Raw genomic sequence first — 20,501 nt, forward strand, 5'->3', positions numbered from 1 at the left:
ACGGCGTCCACTTGCCGTGCACCCCGGCGCCGTTCAAGCCGCCGCCGAGCAGCCACATCACGCTGCCGTGGCCGTGGTCGGTGCCGCCGTTGGCGTTCATCTGCACCCGCCGGCCGAACTCGGTCATCACCACCACGGTCACCCGGCTGCGGCGGGCCGGGCCGAGGTCGGTGAGAAAGGCCGCCAGCGAGTTGGCCGCCGAGGTCAGGTGACGGTCGAGCTGGTTGACCTCGTCGGTGTGGGTGTCCCAGCCGCCGACGTCGACGGTGGCCACCTGCATGCCCACCTCGGCGCGCAGCAGGGTCGCAAGGTCTGCCAGCGCGGTGGAGAAGTTGCCGCCCGGGTACACCGCTCCGTTCTGCGCGCCGGCCTTGGCCCGCGCGGTGGCGGCGGTGGCGAGCGCGGCCAGCGTGGTCGGCACGTCCTGGCCGAGCGGGCCGGGCAGCCCCCGGTACAGGGTGCGCAGCGCGGTTTCGCTCTGCGGGGCGACGCCGTCCCAGCCGGGGAAGCTGAAGTTCTTCAGCGAGCTCATCACCAGCTTGGTCTGGTCGCCGGTCAGCGCGGCCGGCAGTGCCGAGCCCTGGGTGACCGCCCGGAACGTGGTGCCGGGGCCGAGCTGCTGCAGCGCCCGGTCCAGCCAGCCGGTGGTGGCGGTGTCCGAGCCGCGCTCCAGGCACTGCTGGGCCTGGAAGTGGCTGCGGGTGACCCCCTCCACCGACACCGCCGGGACGAAGGCCAGCTCGCCGGTGTTCCAGAACGGCAGCAGCGGGTTGAGCGCGGAGTTCAGCGCCCAGCCGGGCGCGCCCGGCAGCGGCAGCAGGTTGGCACTGGCCGGCACCAGGTTGGCGCGCACCGTGGTCAGGTAGTCCAGGCCGGTGTCAGATGAGGCCGGCACCAGGATCCGCAGGCCGTCGGCGGCACCGCGCATAAAGATGCAGATCAGGGTGTTGCCGTTGCTCAGCCCCGACGCGGCGTAGGCGGCCCGGGTGGTGACCAGCTGGCTGCCGAGGGCCGCCACCCCGACCATGCCGGCGCCGGCCAGGAAGCTGCGCCGGGTCCAGCCGCCCTGCCAGCTGGCGTCCTGGGCGGCAAGGTCGGCGCTGACCCGCTCGGCCTGGCGGGCCAGCCGCTCGGCGGTGGAGAGCTGGGGGTCGGTCATGACGTCCTCTCGGGTGGTGAGTCTGTTCGCGACGGCTCAGCGCAGCGCGTGCTGCGGGGCGTCGAGGATGAGCGGGATCAGGTGCGGCAGGTACCAGCGCAGCCGGGAGTCGGCGATCGGGGTGCCGGCGGGCTCGCCGAGGAAGGTCTGCAGGGCCTGCAGGTGTGCGGCCGGGAACCGGCTGCCGGTCAGCCGGCCGCACAGGGCGATGATCGCCTCGCCGCTGGTGCGCGGCTTGACCGCGCCGTACAGCGTGAGCGGGTCCAGCTCGGCGAACCCGTCGTACCAGTTCTGCGCCAGGCCCCGGTGGTAGCCCCACAGGTTGAGCAGCGAGCCGGACGAGCGCCAGGCACTGGCCACCGCCGGGTAGCCGTTGGGCGCCGACCAGTCCAGCGGCACCTGCCCGACCGCCGAGCTCATCCAGTGCAGGCTCTGCAGCGACTTGGTCAGGTCCCCCGGCCCGACGCCGAGCGCCCGGACGGTGGCGATCAGGTTCTCGGCCGGCCGGCGCACCTTCGCGCCGCGGCTGGCCCAGAACTCCGTCGAGCGCAGGATCGCCGCCAGCATCGGCACGATCTGGCTGCCGGTGCGCAGGTAGATCCGGGCGAGCTCGGCGACCAGGGTGGGCGAGGGGTTGTCCGAGACGAAGTGCACGCACATCTTGTAGGCCAACCGCTGGGCGGTGGCCGGGTGGTAGGCCAGGTAGCGCAGGTACGCCTCGCCGGCCGCCTCACCACCCTCGGCGGTGTCGTTGGGGTGGCTGAACCCCATCACCTTGATCGGCCCGACCCAGTGCCGCTCGGGCTTGTAGAGGTAGTTGAAGTCGGCGTCCAGGGACCGGCCGGTGAGGATCCGCGCCGAGTTCTGCACGTCGGCCTCGGTGTAGCCGGCGCCGATGCCCACGGTGTGCAGCTCCAGCAGCTCGCGGCCGTAGTTCTCGTTGATCGCCTTCTTCGACGACGAGGCCAGGCTCAGGTACTGCAGCATCGCCGGGTTGCGGGCCGAGGCGAGCAGCATGCTGGCGTAGGAGCCGAGGGCGTACTTGCGGATGACGTCCCGGTCCATGGTGTGCCGGGTGGTCCAGACCCCGTCGGAGTGGTTGGCCACGTTGAGGTGGTTGGCGAAGAAGTCGACCACCGCCTCGTACACCTGGCCGTGGCTCCAGGCCTGCAGGCCGAGGGTGACCCGGGTCAGCTGGTCCATCGCCTCCCAGCCGTACTCGTTGCCGTTGGCCTTGAGCCAGGCCCGGACCTCGGCCGGGTTCTTCTTCAGCAACGGCCCCTGCGCGGCGACCCCGGCGTGGCCGGCGTAACCGGCCCCGGCGCCCCGGCCGAAGGCCACCTGGTTGCGCCACCAGTCGTCCAGGCCGTAGTGCGCCAGGTCCGCCCGGGTCCGGGCCTCGATGCCGAAGCCGAAGCGCGACATCAGCAGGGACGCCGGGTCCCACACCATCGGCGCACGGGTGGTGTGCGGGGTGTTGCGCAGCGCCGCGGCGATGCTGGGCCAGAATGTGGTAGCCACTGAACTTCACTCTCCGTAACTGTCGAACTCACGGAGAGTGAATCATGTGAAACCGAAGTTAGGTGGAGATTTCCGAAACTCGGAAAACTGGCGCTAACCGGCCGTCCGGCGGTGGATGGCCTGCAGCAGCCCGAGCGCCAGCCCCTGGGCGAACATCGACGAGCCGCCATAGGACACGAACGGCAGCGGCAGCCCGGTCACCGGGGTCAGGCCGAGGTTCATCCCGATGTTCTGGAACGCCTGGAACCCGATCCAGCAGACGATCCCGGCCGCCACCAGCCGCGAGGTGCCGGCCGCCGCCGCGGCGATCCGCAGGCCCCGCCACAGCAGCAGCGCGAACAGCCCGATGACCAGCGCGGACCCGGCGAAGCCCAGCTCCTCCCCCGCCACCGAGTAGACGAAGTCGGTCTGCTGCTCGGGCACGAAGGCACCGCGGGTCTGCGCGCCCTGGAACAGTCCCTGGCCGAACATGCCGCCGTGCGCGATCGCGATGCGCGCCTGGGTGATGTTGTAGGCCACTCCCTGCGGGTCCCGGCCCGGGTTGGTGAAGGCCGCGAACCGGGCCAGCTGGTAGTCGGCCAGTACGCCGGCCCGGATGGCCAGCGCCGCCGCCAGCACGCCCACCACCAGCAGCCCGATCAGCCAGCGGGCCCGCACCCCGGCGGCGATGAGCACCCCGAAGCCGGCCGCGGTGAGCACCAGCGCCGAGCCGAGGTCCGGCTGCAGCATGATCAGGCCCAGCGGCACGGCCAGCAGGCCCAGTCCCAGCGCCAGCTCCCGGACGCCCGGCGGCGTGCCGGCCGGCCGGTGCACGCCGTGCTGGCCGAACAGCACCGCCAGCGCCGCGATCACCCCGAGCTTGGCGAACTCGGCGGGCTGGATCTCGAACCCGCCGCCGATCACGATCCAGGCGTGCGCACCGTTGATGGTCGAGCCGATCGCGAACACCGCGAGCAGGCCGGCGATGCTGGCCAGGTACAGCAGCGGGCCGATCAGCCGCAGCAGCCGGGAGTCCACCCGGGCCGCGCAGAACAGCAGCACCGCACCGAGCGCGGTGTTGAGCAGGTGCTTGGCCAGGTAGGTCTGCGGATTGGCGTCGGCCAGCTGCAGTCGGGTCCGGGTGGCCGACCAGACCAGCAGCGCTCCGAGCAGGCACAGCAGCAGCGCGGCGGCCAGCAGCACCCAGTCGTAGGAGCGCAGCCGGCGCGGGTCGGCCATCGCCCGCAACGGCCAGCGGGCCGGCACCACCAGCCCGGTCACCGGGTCACCGTCCGGCGGGCGGTGGCCGAGCTGCTGGCCGAGGAGCTGCCGGACGGGCTGCTCGCCGACGGCAGCGCGTCCGGGCTGGTCGAGTTGCCGGGCGAGCCGGTCGCCGGACGGGCAGTCGAGCTACCGGACGGGCGAGCGGCCGAGCTGTTCGACGGGGTCACCAACGGGCTGGCCGACGGGGCCGTCGACGGGCTGACCGCGGGCAGTCCGGGGCTGGCATGCGCCACCGGCAGCCGGGACGCCACCTTGGGCAGCTTGCCGGCCGGCACCCCGCCGGGCACCACCGGCGGGCCGTACGCCCCGAGCAGGCCCTCGTAGACCTGGCGGACCATCGGCGCCGCGGCCGACGCGCCGGTGCCGGCCTGCTCGACCATGCCGACCACCACGTACCGGGCCTTGCTCGCCGGCTGGCCGGGCTGCACCGGCCCCCAGGAGGCCAGCCACGAGGTGTCGGACTTGCCGTACACCTCGGCGGTGCCGGTCTTGCCGCCGATCAGGGTCTTGATCGGCGAGCCGTCGAAGGCCAGCGCGCCGGAGACCGAGTGGCTGTCCTCGAAGTGCAGCGCGTCGCCGAAGAAGCCGAGCAGCTTCGCCTCGACCGGCACCTTGCGGACCACCTTGGGGGTGACGGTGCGCACCGTCTTGCCGGCGGCGTCCAGCACCCCCCAGCCCAGGGTCGGGGCGAACAGCGTGCCGCCGTTGACCATCGCCGAGTACGCCGCGGCCAGCTGGAGCGGCGAGACGGTGACCTCGCCCTGCCCGATCGCGGTGTCGGCGTTATTGCCGGCGAAGAACCGCCAGCCGTCGGTGCAGTTCTCCGAGGCCAGCTGGGTCAGGTAGGCCCGCTCGGCGAGGTTGGCCACGTCCGGGTAGCCCTTGGCGGCCGCGGCGCAGTAGTCGGCCTTGTTGGCCTTCCAGCTGGCCATCCGGCCGGCCCGGCTGCCGATCGAGCCGCTGGCCTGCTCGTCGGCGGGCAGGTCCACGCCCGGCGCGTGCGCCACCCCGAAGGCCCGGGCCATCGCCTGCAGCTGCTCAAGGGGCTTCTTGCCCTCCTCCACCCGGGCCTGGTCGGCCTGCCATTCGGCGACCGCCGGGGCGTAGAAGAAGGTGTCGCAGGAGACCTGCAGCGCGAACCGCAGGTCGATGTCGCCGAAGGACTCGGACTCGAAGTTGGTCTTGGTCCGCCCGTCGACGTTCAGCGAGCCGGGGCACGGGTAGTGGCCGTCGGTGGTGATCGCGCCGGTGCTGAGGTCGTCGGCGGTGCTGATCAGCTTGAAGGTCGAGCCCGGCGCGTACGCCCCGGCGATCGCCCGGCCGACCAGCGGGTCACCGGCTCCTGCCGCGGTCAGCTTGGCGTAGTCGGCGACCGAGATGCCGCCGACGAAGACGCTCGGGTCGTAGGTCGGGTAACTGGCCGCGGCGATCACCCGGCCGGTGTGCGGGTCCATCACCACCAGCGCGCCGGACGTCGCCGCCCTGCCCTTGGCCCGGGACGCCGCGATCTGGCCGGCCAGCGCCCGCTCGGCCAGCGCCTGGACGTCGGCGTCCAGGCTGGTCACCAGGGTGTTGCCGGGTTGCGGGGCGATGGTGGCGTCCTGGCCGACCGCCTCGCCGCGCGGGTCGAGCTGCACCCGCTGCTCGCCGTCGACGCCGCGCAGCACCGCGTCGTAGGACTCCTCCAGCCCGCTGCGCCCGATGGTGTCGGCGTCGACCAGCTTCCTGTTCGCCTTCTGGTCGGCCGGCCCGACCGCGCCGGTGTAGCCGAGCAGGTGGGCGGCCAGGCTGCCGCCGGGATAGTCCAGCACGGTCTGAGTGCTGACGCTGACCCCGGGAAACAGCTCGGCGTGCTCGGAGACCGCCAGCACCACCGCGGCGTCGATGCCGGTGGCCACCGGGACCGGCTGGTAGGGCTGGCCGGTCCAGCACGGCGCCGGCACCGTGACGCCGCACGGGGTGATCTCGCGGCGCAGGTCGGCGGCGGTGGTGCCCAGCACCGGGGCGAGCCTGGCCAGCACCGCGGCGCCGTGGTCGTCCTGCTGGTCCAGCGCCGAGCGGTCCACGGTCAGCACGTGGGTGCTGCGGTTGCCCACCAGCACCCGGCCGCGGGAGTCCAGGATCTGCCCGCGCGGGGCCGGCACCACGATGCTGCCCAGGTGGGTCAGGCCCGCCGACTGCCGCGGCTTGTGCTGGTCGAGCAACTGGACGAACGACAGCCGGGCCAGCAGGGTGAGCAGCAGCGAGGCGATCAGCAGCCGCAGCACCGACAACCGGGTGCGGTGCGCGCTCCTGCGCGGGTCAGCCGAGCGCATCGGCGCTGCCGATCAGCCGGGCCGCCGGGCGCGGCGGCCGGATTCCCTGGGCGCGCAGCAGCGCGCGGACCAGCGGCACCACCGCCAGGCCCAGCAGCGCGTCGGTCAACCCGACCGGGATCAGGTAGGTCAGGGCGAGCACCGCGGTTGCTGCGTGCGAGCCGAGGATGGCCAGCAGCAACCCCAGCACGCCGGACGTCGCCGCGCCCAGCAGGGCGGCCAGCGCCGCCACCCCGCGGGTGCCGTAGCCCCGCTGCAGGGCGAGGCCCCCGAGCATGCCGGCCACCAGCCCGGCAGCCAGCCAGCACAGCGCCTGGGCGCCGGCCGGGTGGTCCGAGCCCAGGTCGGCCAGCAGCCCGGTGGCGAAACCGAGCGACATGCCGATGCCGGGGCCGGCGTAGATGCCGACCACGATCACTAGCAGCGCCGGCAGCGACACCGGCACCGGAAAGGTCAGCGGGCCGAGCAGGCTCGCCTGCAGCAGCAGCGCGGTGAGCATCCCGGCCACCGCCGAGGCGATCCGGGTGACGGTCACCGGTCGCTGCCCGAGGCCGGTTCCAGCGCCGGACGCGCGGTGCCGCGCGGTTCGCTGAGGATGATGCCGACCAGGTCGAGGCCGGCCTGCCGGCTGACCGGGCGCAGCCGCACCGACACCGTGCCGTCGGCGGAGTCGTGCACCGAGGTCACCACGCCCACCGCGACGCCGGCGGCGTAGGTGGTCTTGCCGGCGGGCCCGGTCACCAGCCGGTCACCGACCCGGACGTCCACCCCGTCCTCCAGCGCGCTGGCGGTCAGCGGCCCGCTGCCCGCGCCTTCTGCCAGCAGCAACGCCCCGGACCGGACGTCGCGCACCCCCACCCCCGACGTCGGGTCGGCGGCCAGCAGCACCACCGAGGTGGTGGCGTGCACCGCCACCACCCGTCCGACCAGGCCCAGGCCGTCGGTCACCGTCTGCCCGACCTGCACGTGCTCCCGGCTGCCGACATCGAGCGTGACGCTCCACTGGAACCCCGCGCCCGGCCCGGTGGCGATCACCCGGGCCGGCATCAGCCGCCAGTCGGCGGTGTCGGCCTGCAGCTGCAGCGCGCGCAGCTGGCGGGCGGTGGCCGCGTCGGCCGCCGCGGCGGCCAGCTGGCGCTGCAGGTCGGCATTGCGTTGGGTGAGCTGGGCGATCTCGCGCCGGTTGCCGGCGACGTCCGGCACGCCCTGCACGAACCGCCGGACCGGGCCGAGCACCGCGTCGGTGCCCCGATACAGCGAGCCGAGCGCGCCGGTGGTGCCGCCGCGGGCGCCGGCCAGCGAGCCGCCGGCGAAGTCCAGGCTCAGGAAGAGCAGGGCGAGCACCGCGAGCACCGCGGCAGCCAGCTGCTGGCGTCGGGTGAGCCTGCGCATGATGTGGTGTGCCTGCCCCTGTCCGCTCTGCCCGCTCAGCCGTCGGTGCTTGTTCTCGGTGCTCGTGCGGTGTTGCCGCTCACCGGCACCCGCTCAACGGCGGTGGCCGTCGACGACGACCCGGTGCAGCGACTCGAACTGTTCGACCACGGTGGCGGTGCCCAGCACCACCGAGTCCAGCGGCCGGTCGGCCACCAGCACCGGAATGCCGATGTCGTGCTGCAGCCGGGCGTCCAGGCCGCGCAGCAGCGCGCCACCGCCGGTCAGCACGATGCCCCGGGTCACCAGGTCGCCGGCCAGTTCCGGCGGGCAGCGGTCCAGGGTGGCCCGGACGGCGGCCACGATCCGGTTGATCGGCCCGCCCATCGCGTGGCGCAGTTCCTCGGCCGACACCGCGACGTTGCGGGGCAGGCCGGTCGCGACGTCCCGGCCGCGGATCTCGGCGCGCACCGGCCCGGCGATCGGGAAGGCCGAGCCGATCGAGATCTTGAGCTCCTCGGCGGTCCGCTCGCCGATCAGCAGCGAGAACTCGGACCGGACGTGGTCGACGATGGCCCGGTCCAGCGCGTCGCCGGCCACCCGCAGGCTGGTGCTGGCCACGATGCCGGCCAGCGCGATGACGGCGACCTCGGTGGTGCCGCCGCCGATGTCGACCACCATCGACCCGGACGCCTGGCTGACCGGCAGGCCGGCGCCGATCGCGGCGGCCATCGGCTCGGAGATGATGTGCACCCGGCGGGCGCCGGCCGCGTAGGCCGACTCGCTGACCGCGCGCTGCTCCACCGAGGTGATGCCGCTGGGCACGCAGACCACCACCCGGGGACCGGTGAAGGCCCGCCGGCCGATCACCTTGCGCACGAAGTAGCGCAGCATCTCGGCGGTGGTGTCGTAGTCGGCGATCACGCCGTCCTGCAGCGGGCGGACGGCCCGGATGTGGCCCGGCGTCCGGCCGATCATCCGCTTGGCCTCGGTGCCGATCGCGACCACTGCCTTGGTGGTGGTGTCCACCGCCACCACCGACGGCTCGTTGAGCATGATGCCGCGACCCCGTGCGTAGACAAGGGTGTTCGCGGTTCCGAGGTCGACCGCGAGGTCACCGCCGAGCAGGTCGCCGCCCAGCAGCGACATCGGGGTGAATGCCATGGGAAGCCTCGTTTGCGGTGCGCCGCCGGCTGTAACCGGTGTTACTGATGTGAACGAACGTCCTGATCGTAGGGGTGGTCAGGCCGTCTACAGGCGCGACTCGCCCGAGCGGATAACGGAAAGTAGCCAATCCCCAGACCGGCTGGGTCTGTTTGGCCCGGCGGCCTCGGCGCACCGGGCCGGCCGGCAGAGAACAGCCCGAGAAACTAAGCGGTTTCGCCGGCCGCCAGGTCGCCGAACCAGAGCGCGATCTCGCGCGTCGCCGAGGCGGCCGAGTCCGAACCGTGCACCAGGTTCTGCTGCACCGGCAGGCCCCAGTCCCGGCCGAAGTCGCCGCGGATGGTGCCGGGCAGCGCTGCGGTCGGGTCGGTGGCGCCGGCCAGCGCCCGGAATCCCTCGACGACCCGCTGCCCCTCGGCCACCACCGCCACCACCGGCCCGGAGGACATGAAGTCCACCAGCGGCTGGTAGAAGGGCTTGCCGACGTGCTCGGCGTAGTGCTGGGCCAGCAGCTCGGCGTCGGCCGTCCGCTGCCGCAGTGCCACGATCCGGTAGCCCTTGGCCTCCACCCGGGCCAGGATCGCACCGGTCAGGCCGCGCGCCACGCCGTCCGGCTTGATCAGGATGAGGGTCCGCTCGAGCGCTGCGTCGGTCACGCGGCCAGCCTATCGGGGCGATCGGAAGGTGCTGTCACGAGATCAGCATCCGCCAGCCGGACGGAGTGGCCAGCAGTTGGCGGCGGGTGCGCAGCACGTACCACCACAGCAGCAGGAACATCGCGATCACCACTGCCAGCACCGGGATCAGCACCACGGTGGCCGCCACCAGCAGTTGCAGCGCCGAGCCCAGGCCGACCCCCCACGGCCGGCGCAGCACGAACGCGGCACCCACCAGCAGCACCGCCAGGCCCACCAGCAGCACGGTGCTGGTGGTCGACAGGCCCTGCGCGGTCTGGGCGATCGCGCGCGGCACCAGCAGCACCACGAAGGCCTCCAGGCAGAGCAGCGCGGCCAGCGCTCCCCGGGTGGCCCGGTCGGCCCGGTGCCGCCGGTCGGCCTCGGCCTCCGGACCGCTGGTCTCGGCCTCCCGGTGGTCGGGATGTTCGGGACCGGCGCCGGGCCGGTCGGCGGGCCCGGTCACCCGGCGCCCTGCTCTGGCGGGCCGAGCAGCGTGCGGGCTTCCCCCGCGGTCACCACCGACCCGGTGACCAGCACGCCGGCGCCGACCAGCAGCCCGTCGGCGCCCTCCTCGGCCAGCCGTATCGCGGTCTCCAGCGCGTCGTCCAGGCGCGGCTCGACCGTCACCCGGTCGGCGCCGAAGATCTCCACCGCGACCGCCGCCAGCTCGTCGGCGGGCATCGCCCGGGAGGAGGAGTTCTGCGAGATCACCACCTCGGCCAGCGCCGGCTCCAGGACCTCCAGGGCGGAGCGGACGTCCTTGCCGGCCAGCATCGCCACCACTCCGATCAGCTGGCGGAAGTCGAAACCCTCGCCCAGCGCCTGGACGGTGGCCCGCATGCCGGCCGGGTTGTGGCTGGCGTCGACCAGCACGGTCGGCGCCGAGCGCACCGCCTCCAGCCGGCCCGGCGAGCGGACCGCGGCGAAGGCGGCCCGGACGACGTCGGCATCCAGCGGGCCGGAGCTGGCGCCCGCGCCGAAGAAGGCCTCCACCGCGGCCAGCGCGCAGGCGGCGTTCTGGGCCTGGTACTCGCCGTGCAGCGGCAGGAACACCTCGTCGTAGACGCCGCCGAGCCCCTGGAGCCTGAGCAGCTGGCCGCCGACGGCGAGGCTGCGCTCCAGCACCCCGAACTCCAGGCCCTCGCGGGCCACCACCGCCTCCACCTCGGCGGCCCGGCGCAGCAGCTCGGCCGCCGCGTCCGCGGGCTGGGCGGCCAGGATCGCGGTCGCGCCGGCAGTGATGATGCCGGCCTTCTCGGCCGCGATCTCGGCGGTGGTCTCGCCCAGCAGCTCGGTGTGGTCCAGGTCGATCGGGGTGACCACCGCGACCGGCGCGTCCAGCACGTTGGTGGCGTCCCACGCCCCGCCCAGGCCCACCTCGACCACCGCGACGTCCACCGGCGCGTCGGCAAAGATCGCGAAGGCCAGGCCGGTGATCGCCTCGAAGTAGGTCATCGGCATGTCGGAGCCGGCGTCCACCAGCTCCAGGTACGGCTCGATCTCGGCGTAGCCGTCGGCGAACACCCCGTCGGCGACCGGTCGGCCGTCCAGCACGATCCGCTCGGTGATCTGCGACAGGTGCGGGCTGGTGTAGCGGCCGGTGCGCAGGCCGAAGCCGCGCAGCAGCTCGTCGACCATCCGGGCCGTGGAGGTCTTGCCGTTGGTGCCGGTCAGGTGGATCGCCCGGTAGCTGCGCTGCGGCTGGCCCAGCACGTCCATCAGCTTGTCGATCCGGTGCCGGGACGGCCCGATCTTGGACTCGCCCCACCGGGCCAGCAGCCGGGCCTCGGCCTGCTGGCGGCGGACCCGGTCCTGCTGGGCCGCCGTGCCCCCGGGCCCGGTCATGACCCCGCCGCTCCGGGCAGCCGGGTCAGCGCCTCCTCGATGCGCCGCAGGTCGGCGGCGGCTGCGGTGTTGCGGGCCCGCACCGAGGAGACCACCGCCGGCTTGGCGTTGGCCAGGAAGGCGTCGTTGGAAAGCTTCTTGGCCGTCTGCTCCAGCTCCTTGGCCGCCGCGGCCCGGTCGCGCTCCAGCCGGGCCCGCTCGGCGGTGAGGTCCACCGCGGTGGACAGGTCGAGCTCGACCGTGGCCCCGGCGGTCAGTTCCAGCGTCGCCGTCGGGGAGAACTGTCCGGCGGGCTCGGTCAACCGCAGCAGCCGGCGGATCTGCGGCTCGTGCTCGCCGAGGCCGGTGAACCGCGCCGGGATGCGCTGGGTGGGCTTGATGCCCTGCCCGGACAGGAACTGCCGGATCAGCACCACCCGGGCCTGCAGCTGGGCGATGTCGTCCTCGGCGGCCTTGTCCAGCCGGGACTCGCTCGGCTGCGGCCAGGGCGCGACCACCACCGACTCGGCCCCGGTCAGCGCCGTCCACAGCGACTCGGTGACGAAGGGCACCAGCGGGTGCAGCAGCCGCAGCAGGGTGTCCAGCACCTCGCCGAGCACCCGCCGGGTGGTCGGAGCAATGTCCTCCTCGGCCAGCGATCCCTTGGCCAGCTCCAGGTACCAGTCGCACACCTCGTCCCAGGCGAAGTGGTAGAGCAGGTCGGCGATCTTGGCGAACTCGTAGTCGGCGTAGTAGCCGTCCACCTCGGCGATCACCCGGTTGAGCCGGGAGATTATCCAGGCGTCGGCGCCGGTCAGCCGGGCCGGCAGCTCGCCCTCGACCGTGGCGCCGTTGAGCAGCGCGAACCGGGTGGCGTTCCACAGCTTGTTGCAGAAGTTGCGGGCGCCGGCGATGTTGTCTTGAGAGATCGGCACGTCGGTGCCGGGATTGGCCCCGCGGGCAAAGGTGAACCGGACCGCGTCGGTGCCGTAGGCGTCCATCCAGGCCAGCGGGTCCACCGAATTGCCTTTGGACTTCGACATCTTCTTGCCGTACTGGTCGCGCACCATGCCGTGCAGGGCGATGGTCTTGAACGGCACCGAGGCTTCGGGTCCCTCGTCGGCCATCGCGTACAGGCCGAACATCATCATCCGGACCACCCAGAAGAACAGGATGTCGTAGCCGGTGACCAGCACCGTGGTCGGATAGAACTTCGCCAGGTCGGGAGTGCGTTCCGGCCAGCCCAGCGTGGAGAACGGCCACAGGCCCGCAGAGAACCAGGTGTCCAGGACGTCCGGGTCCTGCTGCCAGCCGGCCGGCGGTTGCTCGCCCGGGCCGAGGCAGGCCATCTCGCCGTCGGGCGAGTACCAGACCGGGATCCGGTGCCCCCACCACAGCTGCCGGCTGATGCACCAGTCGTGCAGGTTGTCGGTCCAGCCGAAGTAGCGCGCCGCCAGCTCCGGCGGGCTGATCCGCACCCGGCCGTCGCGCACCGCGTCGCCGGCGGCCTGGGCCAGCGGCGCCACCTTCACGAACCACTGCAGCGACAGCCGCGGCTCGATCGGCTCGCCGGAGCGCTCGGAGTGGCCCACCGAGTGCAGGTACGGCCGCTTCTCGGCGACGATCCGGCCCTGCTCGCGCAGCCGCTCGCGCACCGCGACCCGGGCCTCGAAACGGTCCATGCCGTCGAACTCGGTGCCGGTGCCGGTGACCCGGCCCTCCTCGTCGAGCACCGAGACCATCGGCAGGCCGTGCCGGCGGCCGATCTCGAAGTCGTTCGGGTCGTGCGCCGGGGTCACCTTCACCGCACCCGTGCCGAACTCCGGGTCGACGTGGTCGTCGGCGATGATCGGGATGCTCCGGCCGGTCAGCGGCAGCTCCACCTGGCTGCCGATCAGCTCGCGGTAGCGCTCGTCGTCGGGGTGCACGGCCACCGCGGTGTCGCCCAGCATGGTCTCGACCCGGGTGGTGGCCACCACGATCGACGGGCCGGAGCCGTCGGTCGCGCCGTAGACCATCGACACCAGCTCGCCCTCGACGTCGCGGTGGTCGACCTCGGCGTCCGAGAGCACCGAGCGCAGCACCGGCGACCAGTTCACCAGCCGTTCCGCGCGGTAGATCAGGCCGTCGTCGTAGAGCCGCTTGAACATGGTCTGGACCGCCCGGCACAGGCCCTCGTCCATGGTGAAGCGCTCGCGGGACCAGTCGACGCTGTCGCCGAGCCGGCGCATCTGGCCGAGGATGGCGCCGCCGTGCTGCTCCTTCCAGCTCCACACCCGTTCGACGAAGGCGTCCCGGCCGAGTTCCCGACGGTTGGTGCCCTCCGCGGCCAGGGCGCGCTCGACCAGGGCGTGCACCGCGATGCTGGCGTGGTCCATGCCGGGCAGCCAGAGCGTCTCGAAGCCCTGCATCCGAGCCCGGCGGGTCAGCGCGTCCATCAGGGTGTGCTCGAAGGCGTGCCCGACGTGCAGGCTGCCGGTGACGTTGGGCGGCGGGATCACGATGGTGAAGGGCGGCTTGTCCGAGCCCGCGTCGGCGGTGAAGTAGCCGCGCGCTACCCACCGCTCGTACAGCGGCCCCTCGACCGAGGCCGGGACGTACTGGCTCGGCAACTCGGTGCCGGTGGTCGGTGGGTTCTGCGGGGCCTGCTCCCCGGGCGGCGCGGTGTCGGTCACCCTTGAAATCCTACGGACGCCGGAAAAGCGGGTTAGCCAGCCGGGGGTCGCGCGCCGTCAGCCTGCGGGCGGTCGGTCTGCTCGGGTTGCGGGCCGCTGCCGGCCGGCACCGGCACCACGCTGAAGGACACCCGGACCCGGCGCGCGCCGGGCGGCGCCTGGTCGGCCGAACGCCGTGGCACCCGGCCCACAAGCGCGGAGATGTCCTCGCTGAGCTGCTTGGTCTCGTCGGAGGTGAGCCAGTACATGCCGCTGCTGATGACGGTGGAGTCGTACCAGGAGGCCGCCTCGTCCCGGTTGGAGATCCAGCCCAGGATGTCGGCGCGCTCGCGGTCGAGCTGCCGGGCCACCAGCACCGCCTCTCCCGCCGAGGACGCGCGCGGCTCGGCCGAGTCCACTATCAGCCCACGCCCGGCCGCCTCCCACGGACGTTCCCGGCCATCGGTGGTGGCTTCCGAGCGCCGGACGATCCCCCACTTCTCCAGGGCCCGCAGGTGGTAGCTCATCGCGCTGGCGGACAGGCCGGCGATCTCGCCGCATTCGGTGGCGGTCAGCCGGCGGCCGGCGAACAGCTCGTCGATGACGGCCAATCGGGCCGGATGGGCCAGCGCCTTGATGGCCCGGGGATCCCGGAGCACCACCGGCTCGGTGGGCCGGTCGTCCGGGACCGCCGGAGGGGCAGGCTGGGGGGCTGGCATGTGCCCAGGATAAAGCCGCAGTGGCCGGAACCGGCCGCCGGCCAGGCTTGACAGCACAAATATGAAGCATTAACTTCGCAATATGTCTTTCATATCTGCCGGCTCGCTGTGGCGGGTACGGGATCTGCGCATCGTGGTGCTGGCCCGGGCCGTCTCGCTGCTCGGCGACGAGCTGGCCGTGGTGGCCCTGCTGCTGCGCACCCAGGGGCAGGGCTCCGGCGCCTGGCCGGTGGCGGCGCTGCTGCTGGCCGGCGGCCTGCCGCTGGTGCTGTTCGCTCCGCTGGTGGGCCGACTGGTCGACCGGGTCGACAGCCGGCGGCTGCTGCTGGCCTCCGGCTGCGGGCAGCTGGCGTGCTGCCTGTGGCTGGCCTGGCTGCCCGGCCAGCCGGTCATGCTGGCGCTGGTCGCGGTACTCGGCACCGGGCAGGCGATCAACTCCGCCAGCTGGCAGGCGCTGGTACCCGGCATCGTCGGCGTCGACCGGCTGCCGGCGGCGCTCGGCATCTCGCAGGCGGTGACCACGGCGGCCGGCATCGCCGCCCCGGCGCTCGGCGGGCTGCTGACCGGCCTGTACGGGGCGCGGGTGCCGCTGCTGCTGGACGCCGCCAGCTTCACCGCGGTGGCACTGGCCGCGCTCACCATCCGGACCCGCCGGGGCGGTGCCGCGCTGCGGGCCGCCGACCCGCGCGGTGGCTGGGCCGTGCTGCGCGCCGACGCGATGCTGCTGCCGCTGGTGGGCATGCTCAGCGTGTTCATCCTGCTCGGCAGCATGGTCAACGTCGTCGAGGTGTTCCTGGTGCGCGAGACCCTGCACGCCAGCGCCACCTGGTACGGGGTGCTGGGCAGTGGCTGGGGGGTGGGGCTGCTGGTCGGCGCGCTGCTGGGCGGCCGGTTCCGCGACGGTTCCGGTGCTACGGGCCAGCTGCGGTTGCTGCGGCTGGCGCTGGTCAGCGCCGGTGGCCTGGCGCTCGGGCTGGCCGGGATGGGCGCGGCGCCGACGGTGGCGTGGGTGCTGCCCGCGGTGCTGGCCGGCGGCGTCTGCAATGGCCTGGTCAACCTGGCCATCGGCTCGCTGGTCGGCATGCGCAGCGCCGAGGCGGTCCGGGGCCGAGTGGCCGCGGTGGTCGGCGGGCTGGCCTCGGCGGGCCAGGTGGGCGCGCTGCTGCTCGGCGGGCTGCTGGCCGGCATCCTCGAGCCGCGGCAGATCTTCCTGCTGGCGGGGCTGGCCGGCCTGCTGGTACCGGTGTGCCTGGCACACCAGCTGCTCGCCTCGGCGGCCTCGGCTACCGCGCCGGCACCTGAGGCCGCCCTGCCCGCTGCCGCCCTGCCCGCTGCCGCCCTGCCCGCTACCGCCCTGTCCGCTTCCGTTCCGGCCGCCCCGTTCGCCGCCGAGGTGCCGGTCGCGGCTGGCAGCCGACGCTGAACGACCCCGGACGCGCTCGACCCGCGCGCCCGGGGCCGTCCCGGGTAGTCAGCCTCGCTTACTCGTGCAGGTAGGAGATCGAGAAACTGCCGCCGCTCACCGCGGAGGTGTGGTCCTCGTAGCCGGAGCTGTTGCTGGCATCCATCAGCGTCGGGTTCCAGTTGCTCAGGTTGGAGCCGTTGATCTGGGAGTTGCTGAAGCTGATCGTGCCGAACCTGGGGTAGGCGGCGGTCGGCGACTCGATGATCACCTCGGCGCTGGCGTTGCGGGCCGAGCTCAGCGACGCCACGGTGGTCTTGGTCCAGCCCTTGCTGCTGTCGGTGAGGGTCAGCGTGTACGTGGAGCTGCTGCGGGTCACCTTGGCGACGAACTTGTCGCCGGCCGAGACCGGGTAGCTCGACAGGCTGTAGTACACCGGGGCTTTCGGGTACATCTCGTACCAGGCCTGGTAGACCGGGTGGCCCGACGAGCAGTCGGTGGCCACTCCGGTCTGCTCGACGGTGGAGCTGCCGTAGCCGTCGATGCCCACCCAGGGCGCCATCAGGTCGTTGGTGCTGTTGCAGGTCACCGACGGCTCGGTCCAGGTGGAGGTCACCGAGCTGAAGCCGCTGCCGGTGGCGGCCGCGCCGGACCAGTTGTAGCCGTTGATGTTGTAGCCGTTCCTGCCGGCCACCACCTTGGCCTTGGCGGGCCCGCCGGCGTGGCCGAAGTGCGCGGCGGCCAGGCCCGGGGTGGCCGCGCCGTTGGCGAAGGTGTGCGGGGTGGCGGCCGCGCCGGCGGCCGGCAGCAGGGCCAGCGAGGCGCAGGCGAGGGCGGCACCGATCGCGGGGGCGATCAGGGCCGGACGGGGGATTCGCACAGGGGTGTCCTCTCGGAATGGGATTCGCGCACCACGGCGGACGTCTCACCGTGGCTTGCCACTGGGCAGTGGCAGGAATCCGGGCCGCTGAATTCTAAAAGCGGGACGAAGCGGCTATCCATGCCTGAAAACAAGATTCCCTTATGAATACGCTCAAATCGCAAACGGCAGTCACATGAAGGTTGTCCGGACGTAGGCCGGCGGTTACCGGACCCGGCGCGAGCTTGAACCTGGCGCGGGCCCGGACCCACCTGAGCGCGCCCGGGTGGCCGACGAACCGCGTTCGGGCCGGTAGCTTCCCCGAAACTGTCTCCGCACGGCGCCCCGGGATCGGGCTGCCCCGCCGGGACGGCGGCTAGAACTGGGCGAACGCCAGCCCCACCAGCTCTCCGAACAGCTCCTCCGGATCGCAGGGGTAGCCGTGCGAGGTGAACCAGGTGCAGACGTTGCGGCAGTCCCGCTGCAGGTAGTCCATCCCGTTGGGGTTGGACACCACGTCGACCACCTGCGGCAGGTCGATGAGCACCACCCGGCCGGAGTCGACGAGGATGTTGTAGGCCGACAGGTCGCCGTGCGCCTGCCCGTTGGCCGCCAGCGCCCGCATCGCGTCGGCGATCTGGCCGAAGTAGCCGGCCAGTTCCTGCGCCGAGGCCCGGACCTGGGCCAGCCGGGGAGCGGCCTGCCGGCCCTGCCCGATGAACTCCATCAGGATCTCGGTGCCGTCGACCTGCACCGGGTAGGGCACCGGAACCCCGATCGACCACAGCTGGCACAGGGCGCTGAACTCGGCCAGCGCCCACTGGCCGGCCAGCACCTGCAGGCCATACCGGGTGCGGCCCTGCATGGCCCGCTGGTCACGGCTGCGCCGGACCGTGCGGCCTTCGAGGTAGCCGGCGTCGCGATGGAAGCTGCGGTGCTCCCGGTCGCGGTAGCGCTTGGCAGCCAGCAGCGCGGCCTGGTCGGGGCTGCCGGGCACGGCACGCTCGATCAGGTAGACGTCGGCTTCCTTGCCGGTCTTGAGCACCCCGAGCTCGGTGTCGATGGCGGCCTGGGAGGTGACCACCCAGGACGGCCGGGGATGCGGCCCCCGGGCGCCCTTGACCACCGACGACCAGGTGGACCAGCGCTGGCCCTCCCCCGGGTCGGACAGGAACTGGTACTCGAACTCCGCCAGACCGGCAGGCTCGGGTAGTGCGGGGGTGAGGTCCGGCGCGGTGGTGGACAGGGTGGTGTTGGGTAAAGCGGGGTTGGGCAAAGCGTTGTTCGGCAAAGCAGTGTTGCCGGAAAGCGGGTCGTGCGACAAGGAGGGCTCCTCGGATGGCGAGGCAGCCAGGCGCAGTCAGGGAGCTCAGCCGGTCAACGACTGGGAGCAGGCCAACGACTAGCGGGATGCCTCGAAGACGATGGGGGACGCGGAAGGTCCCAGGACAGACATAGACACTTTCGACGCCTCCTTCATCCGAGAGCGGGCGGAGCCGAGCTCCGCGAGAGCGGTATGACTATGACGCACCCGAGCGGGCCGGGCAACCGATTTAGCGCCGCGACCGATTACCGCGGCAGCACCAGGGCCATCGCTGGTAACCGATCCGATGGCGAGCGCCCTTACGAGGCAGCTCTGACCGAAGGGTCAGGCGGACTTCTCCTGCGGCGGCGCGGGCAGCTCGGCGCGCGGCACCAGGGTCGGGTAGACGTGCTCCAGGACCGTCTCGGCGGTGATCACGACCTTGGCGACGTCCTCGCGGGACGGCACCTCGTACATCACCGACAGCAGGACCTCTTCCATGATCGCGCGCAGCCCGCGCGCCCCGGTCCCCCGCTTGACGGCCTGGTCGGCGATCGCCTCCAGGGCGTCCTCGGTGAACTCCAACTCGACGCCGTCCAGCTCGAACAGCCGGGCGTACTGCTTGACCAGCGCGTTCTTCGGCTCGGTGAGGATCTCGATCAGGGCGGCCCGGTCCAGCGGCCGGACCGTGGTGATCACCGGCAGCCGGCCGATGAACTCCGGGATCAGACCGAACTTCATCAGGTCCTCGGGCATCACCTCGGCAAAGCCGTCCCGGGTGTCGATGTCGAACTTGGTCTTGAGCTCGGCGCCGAAGCCCAGGCCCTTCTTGCCGACCCGGCCTTCGATGATCTTGTCCAGGCCGGCGAAGGCACCGCCGACGATGAACAGCACGTTGGTGGTGTCGATCTGGATGAACTCCTGGTGCGGGTGCTTGCGGCCGCCCTGCGGCGGCACCGCGGCCGAGGTGCCCTCCAGGATCTTCAGCAGCGCCTGCTGCACGCCCTCGCCGGAGACGTCGCGGGTGATCGACGGGTTCTCCGACTTGCGGGCGATCTTGTCGACCTCGTCGATGTAGATGATGCCGGTCTCGGCCCGCTTGACGTCGTAGTCGGCGGCCTGGATGAGCTTGAGGAGGATGTTCTCCACATCCTCGCCGACGTAGCCGGCCTCGGTCAGCGCGGTGGCGTCGGCGATGGCGAACGGGACGTTGAGCATCCGCGCCAGGGTCTGGGCCAGCAGGGTCTTGCCGGAGCCGGTCGGGCCGAGCAGCAGGATGTTGGACTTGGCGAGCTCGACATTGGAGTCCGACCGCTTGCCGGTGCTCTCACCGCCTGCCTGCACCCGCTTGTAGTGGTTGTAGACGGCAACCGCCAGGGTTCGCTTGGCCTGGTCCTGGCCCACCACGTAGGAGTTGAGGAAGTCGCAGATCTCACTCGGCTTGGGCAGTTCGTCGAAGCTGAACTCGGCGTTGTCCGACAGTTCCTCTTCGATGATCTCGTTGCACAGGTCGATGCACTCGTCGCAGATGTAGACGCCGGGCCCGGCGATCAGCTTCTTGACCTGCTTCTGGCTCTTTCCACAGAAAGAGCACTTGAGCAGGTCGCCACCGTCACCTACACGCGCCACCCGATGTACTCCTTACCTGCCCCGGTGCTACCTGATGGACTGCTATCTGGATCTGGTCAACAGCTGGTCCACACGGAGCAGCGCCATTTCAAACGCTACCTCGTGCGGGCCTAGAAGTCGCTCCTTTAGCTGCGTGTCCCCTCTGAGCTGCAATAGCCCTGTCTGCGGGCCGGCAGCCGGTAGCCGGCCCGCTGCCGGCTATGCCGACCAAGGGGCCACGGTAACGCCGACGGCACGCCATTACCACATCGGCAGCCGGCGCCCCGACAACAGCTCAGTCGTTGGGGTTGAGCTTGCGGGTGGTGATCACGGCGTCGACGATGCCGTAGTCCTTGGCCTGCGGCGCGGTCAGGATCCGGTCCCGCTCGATGTCGAGCTTGACCTGCTCGATGGTCTGGCCGGTGTGGTTGGCCAGGATCTCCTCCAGCAAGCCCCGCATCCGCAGGATCTCGTTCGCCTGGATCTCCAGGTCGGTGACCTGGCCCTGGCCCTCGCCGGACGGCTGGTGGATCAGGATCCGGGAGTGCTCCAGGGCGAACCGCTTGCCCTTGGTGCCGGCCGCCAGCAGGACCGCGGCGGCCGAGGCGGCCTGGCCCATGCAGTAGGTCTGGATCTCGGGCCGGACGTAGCTCATCGTGTCG

17 protein-coding genes are annotated in these 20,501 nt (G+C 72.3%); 1 reads left to right on the plus strand and 16 read right to left on the minus strand.

Features of this window, described 5'->3' with window-relative positions; translation table 11 throughout:
* The 12 genes from VLJ82_RS07950 to VLJ82_RS08005 all read right to left on the minus strand — a co-directional run.
* Nucleotides 1-1,159 (minus strand): DUF1501 domain-containing protein (locus VLJ82_RS07950; protein ID WP_408662797.1); only part of this gene is annotated, 1,159 nt, incomplete at its 3' end.
* 36 nt (nucleotides 1,160-1,195) lie between these two features.
* Nucleotides 1,196-2,680 carry a DUF1800 domain-containing protein gene (locus tag VLJ82_RS07955; protein ID WP_408662798.1) on the minus strand — a complete coding sequence of 495 codons (1,485 nt, stop codon included), beginning with the start codon at nucleotides 2,678-2,680 and terminating at the stop codon, nucleotides 1,196-1,198.
* Nucleotides 2,681-2,773: 93 nt separating this feature from the next.
* Nucleotides 2,774-3,940: an FtsW/RodA/SpoVE family cell cycle protein gene (locus VLJ82_RS07960; protein ID WP_408662799.1), complete on the minus strand. Its 1,167-nt coding sequence runs from the start codon at nucleotides 3,938-3,940 to the stop codon at nucleotides 2,774-2,776.
* Nucleotides 3,937-6,258: a penicillin-binding transpeptidase domain-containing protein gene (locus VLJ82_RS07965; RefSeq protein ID WP_408662800.1), complete on the minus strand. Its 2,322-nt coding sequence runs from the start codon at nucleotides 6,256-6,258 to the stop codon at nucleotides 3,937-3,939. The genes VLJ82_RS07960 and VLJ82_RS07965 overlap by 4 nt, the downstream gene beginning before the upstream one ends.
* Nucleotides 6,245-6,793, minus strand: a complete 549-nt coding sequence (locus VLJ82_RS07970) for a hypothetical protein (RefSeq protein ID WP_408662801.1) — start codon at nucleotides 6,791-6,793, stop codon at nucleotides 6,245-6,247. Before VLJ82_RS07970 ends, VLJ82_RS07965 begins: the two co-directional genes overlap by 14 nt.
* The gene (mreC, locus tag VLJ82_RS07975) at nucleotides 6,790-7,650 is read right to left on the minus strand and encodes a rod shape-determining protein MreC (protein WP_408662802.1); all 861 of its coding nucleotides are present in this window, start codon (nucleotides 7,648-7,650) and stop codon (nucleotides 6,790-6,792) included. Before mreC ends, VLJ82_RS07970 begins: the two co-directional genes overlap by 4 nt.
* A 93-nt stretch (nucleotides 7,651-7,743) precedes the next feature.
* The gene (locus VLJ82_RS07980; RefSeq protein ID WP_408662803.1) at nucleotides 7,744-8,793 is read right to left on the minus strand and encodes a rod shape-determining protein; all 1,050 of its coding nucleotides are present in this window, start codon (nucleotides 8,791-8,793) and stop codon (nucleotides 7,744-7,746) included.
* Between the two features lie 206 nt (nucleotides 8,794-8,999).
* Nucleotides 9,000-9,449, minus strand: a complete 450-nt coding sequence (gene ndk / locus VLJ82_RS07985) for a nucleoside-diphosphate kinase (RefSeq protein ID WP_408662804.1) — start codon at nucleotides 9,447-9,449, stop codon at nucleotides 9,000-9,002.
* Nucleotides 9,450-9,483: 34 nt separating this feature from the next.
* A complete protein-coding gene (locus VLJ82_RS07990) occupies nucleotides 9,484-9,933 on the minus strand; it encodes a DUF4233 domain-containing protein (RefSeq protein ID WP_408662805.1) in 450 nt (149 codons plus the stop codon).
* Nucleotides 9,930-11,315 (minus strand): bifunctional folylpolyglutamate synthase/dihydrofolate synthase, encoded by a 1,386-nt coding sequence (locus VLJ82_RS07995; protein WP_408662806.1) that lies wholly within the window; start codon nucleotides 11,313-11,315, stop codon nucleotides 9,930-9,932. Before VLJ82_RS07995 ends, VLJ82_RS07990 begins: the two co-directional genes overlap by 4 nt.
* A complete protein-coding gene (locus VLJ82_RS08000; protein ID WP_408662807.1) occupies nucleotides 11,312-13,969 on the minus strand; it encodes a valine--tRNA ligase in 2,658 nt (885 codons plus the stop codon). Before VLJ82_RS08000 ends, VLJ82_RS07995 begins: the two co-directional genes overlap by 4 nt.
* 32 nt (nucleotides 13,970-14,001) lie before the next feature.
* Nucleotides 14,002-14,667 carry an ArsR/SmtB family transcription factor gene (locus VLJ82_RS08005; protein ID WP_408662808.1) on the minus strand — a complete coding sequence of 222 codons (666 nt, stop codon included), beginning with the start codon at nucleotides 14,665-14,667 and terminating at the stop codon, nucleotides 14,002-14,004.
* An 82-nt stretch (nucleotides 14,668-14,749) separates the two neighbouring features.
* Here VLJ82_RS08005 and VLJ82_RS08010 point away from each other — a divergent pair, with 82 nt between their 5' ends.
* Complete coding sequence (locus tag VLJ82_RS08010) at nucleotides 14,750-16,090, plus strand: MFS transporter (RefSeq protein ID WP_408662809.1); 1,341 nt, start codon at nucleotides 14,750-14,752, stop codon at nucleotides 16,088-16,090.
* Nucleotides 16,091-16,148: 58 nt separating this feature from the next.
* Here the strand turns inward: VLJ82_RS08010 and VLJ82_RS08015 are convergent, their stop codons facing one another.
* The 4 genes from VLJ82_RS08015 to VLJ82_RS08030 form a co-directional block, all read right to left on the minus strand.
* A complete protein-coding gene (locus VLJ82_RS08015) occupies nucleotides 16,149-16,949 on the minus strand; it encodes a G1 family glutamic endopeptidase (RefSeq protein ID WP_408662810.1) in 801 nt (266 codons plus the stop codon).
* 355 nt (nucleotides 16,950-17,304) lie between these two features.
* Nucleotides 17,305-18,252 carry a serine protein kinase RIO gene (locus VLJ82_RS08020; protein WP_408662811.1) on the minus strand — a complete coding sequence of 316 codons (948 nt, stop codon included), beginning with the start codon at nucleotides 18,250-18,252 and terminating at the stop codon, nucleotides 17,305-17,307.
* A 324-nt stretch (nucleotides 18,253-18,576) separates the two neighbouring features.
* Nucleotides 18,577-19,860: an ATP-dependent Clp protease ATP-binding subunit ClpX gene (gene clpX / locus VLJ82_RS08025; RefSeq protein WP_408662812.1), complete on the minus strand. Its 1,284-nt coding sequence runs from the start codon at nucleotides 19,858-19,860 to the stop codon at nucleotides 18,577-18,579.
* Between the two features lie 274 nt (nucleotides 19,861-20,134).
* Nucleotides 20,135-20,501 (minus strand): ATP-dependent Clp protease proteolytic subunit (locus VLJ82_RS08030; RefSeq protein ID WP_408662813.1); only part of this gene is annotated, 367 nt, incomplete at its 5' end.

Source organism: Jatrophihabitans sp. (assembly GCF_035474675.1).
Classification (GTDB): domain Bacteria; phylum Actinomycetota; class Actinomycetes; order Mycobacteriales; family Jatrophihabitantaceae; genus Jatrophihabitans_A.